Source organism: Streptococcus sp. GMD4S (assembly GCF_000296955.1).
In genome coordinates, this window is the sequence record NZ_AJRE01000148.1 from 1 (window position 1) to 2,459 (window position 2,459).

The window sequence follows — 2,459 nt, forward strand, 5'->3', positions numbered from 1 at the left end:
AAAGAGGTATTATCATGTCTAAGATTCTAGTATTTGGTCACCAAAATCCAGACTCAGATGCCATCGGGTCATCTGTAGCCTTTGCTTATCTTGCAAAAGAGGCTTATGGATTGGACACAGAAGCAGTAGCACTTGGAACTCCAAATGAAGAAACAGCCTTTGTTTTGAACTATTTTGGTGTAGAAGCACCACGCGTCATCACATCTGCTAAAGCAGAAGGTGCAGAGCAAGTTATCTTAACTGACCACAATGAATTCCAACAATCTGTATCAGATATCGCTGAAGTAGAAGTTTACGGTGTTGTGGACCACCACCGTGTGGCTAACTTTGAAACTGCCAGCCCACTTTACATGCGCTTGGAACCAGTTGGATCAGCTTCATCTATTGTTTACCGCATGTTCAAAGAACATGGTGTAGCTGTTCCTAAAGAAATCGCAGGATTGATGCTTTCAGGTTTGATTTCAGATACCCTTCTTTTGAAATCACCAACAACACACCCATCTGATAAAGTGATTGCGCCTGAATTGGCTGAATTAGCTGGTGTCAACTTGGAAGAGTACGGTTTGGCTATGCTGAAAGCTGGTACAAACTTGGCTAGTAAATCTGCTGAAGAATTGATTGATATCGATGCTAAGACATTTGAACTCAACGGAAATAAGGTTCGTGTTGCCCAAGTTAATACAGTTGATATTGCTGAAGTCTTGGAACGCCAAGCTGAAATCGAAGCAGCAATGCAAGCGGCTAATGCAGCAAACGGCTACTCAGACTTTGTCTTGATGATTACAGACATCGTCAACTCAAACTCAGAAATTTTGGCTCTTGGATCAAACATGGACAAGGTGGAAGCTGCCTTCAACTTCAAACTTGAAAACAACCACGCTTTCCTTCCAGGTGCTGTTTCACGTAAGAAACAAGTGGTGCCTCAGTTGACTGAAAGCTTTAATGGGTAATTCTTAATGAATATTTGGAACTGTTAATTTGACTATTTATAGAAGGTGATAGCATGATGCGATTGATTGAAGGACTGCGCTTTTTGGTTGAGGTTGTGGCAATCCTTGGTCTTTTCTCCGTGTCTGTGATACAAATTTCTTGGCTGGAAAAATTCCTATTTTTTCTTCTAGCAGTTCTATTAATCTTATTTTGGGCGCGATATATGGCACCAAAATCTCCACATGCTTTTAAAAAATGGCATCGCCTCGTTGCTGAGACATCGATTTTTATTTTAGTTAGTGGTAGTTTTTGGCATTTGTATGGATTGCAAATAGGAATCCTATACTTAGCTCTGTCTTTTGGAAGTTTGGGTCTGCTTTATTATTTTCAGCTAGAGTGATTCTTATAATATATTTAATGAATTATTTAAATGGTAATTATTTGACTGGAGATTGACACGAGAAAACAGTGTTTTCCATATAGCTAAAGGGGTTTCGGCTCCTTTTTTTCTAGGAGAGAAAGATGTTAGAAAATGGTGATTTGATTTTTGTGAAGGACCTTTCAGATATGGGGCAGGCCATCCTGGCTTCTACCGGTAACTATAGTCATGTAGCCATTTTTTTGGACGGTTTCATCTACCATGCTAGTGGGCAAGCTGGTGTCATTTGTCAAGAACCAGCTGATTTTTTTGAACCAACTCATCTCTACGATCTTTATGTCTATCCAGAGCTGGAAGCTGACTTGGTAAAGGAGAGAGCTAGCAAACATTTGGGTGCACCCTATAATGCCTCTTTTTATCCGGATGGGAATGGCTTTTATTGCTCCCAGTATATCGCTGAAATCCTACCGATTTTTGAAACTATTCCCATGAAATTTGGTGATGGGGAGCAGGAGATTAGTGATTTTTGGAGGGAATATTACAGGAAACTCAAATTTCCTGTGCCTCTGAATCAGCCAGGGACCAATCCTAGTCAACTAGCAGCATCCCCTCTTTTAGAATGTAAAGAAAGGAATCTTCATGATTCAGATTTTTAATCCCTCTCGTTTGACTCGGCAGCCATTTTTTATAGATTTGGTGGACTATCTGGACCAGCATGACGATGTGATCCTTCGAGAAATCAAGGCCCAGTTTCCAGATGTAGCAGTTGATAAACTCATGGAAGAGTATATTAAGGCCGGTTTGATCCGAAGGGACAACAAACGCTATTTTCTCAATCTCTCTTTTCTAGAATCGATAGACAATCTAACCCTTGACCAAGAAATTTTTATCAGAGAGGACAGTCCAGTTTATCATGCTCTGTTAGAGAAGACTTTTGAGACAGAATTGCGCAATCAAACCAATGCTGCCATTTTAGTCGAATCTACAGATTTTGCTAGAGAAAAGATGACCCTGTCTAATTATTTCTACAAGGTCAAGAATCAATATCCTTTGACAGAAAAGCAGCAGGAACTCTATGCCATTTTGGGAGATGTCAATCCTGAGTATGCCCTCAAGTATATGACGACCTTTTTACTGAAGTTTCTCAAAA

The 2,459-nt window shown here is 40.1% G+C and carries 4 protein-coding genes; all 4 read left to right on the forward strand.

The genetic code is table 11. The features are described 5' to 3' along the window. Positions 1-14 precede the first annotated feature (14 nt). Positions 15-950, forward strand: a complete 936-nt coding sequence (locus GMD4S_RS07960) for a manganese-dependent inorganic pyrophosphatase (protein WP_000036036.1) — start codon at positions 15-17, stop codon at positions 948-950. A gap of 53 nt (positions 951-1,003) precedes the next feature. Further along, complete coding sequence (locus GMD4S_RS07965; RefSeq protein WP_000985025.1) at positions 1,004-1,330, forward strand: DUF2568 domain-containing protein; 327 nt, start codon at positions 1,004-1,006, stop codon at positions 1,328-1,330. 122 nt (positions 1,331-1,452) lie between these two features. Further along, positions 1,453-1,965 carry a YiiX/YebB-like N1pC/P60 family cysteine hydrolase gene (locus GMD4S_RS07970; protein WP_000892222.1) on the forward strand — a complete coding sequence of 171 codons (513 nt, stop codon included), beginning with the start codon at positions 1,453-1,455 and terminating at the stop codon, positions 1,963-1,965. Next, positions 1,949-2,459: DUF1803 domain-containing protein (locus GMD4S_RS07975; protein ID WP_000614483.1), on the forward strand; the 511-nt coding region annotated here is incomplete at its 3' end. The genes GMD4S_RS07970 and GMD4S_RS07975, both read left to right, overlap by 17 nt.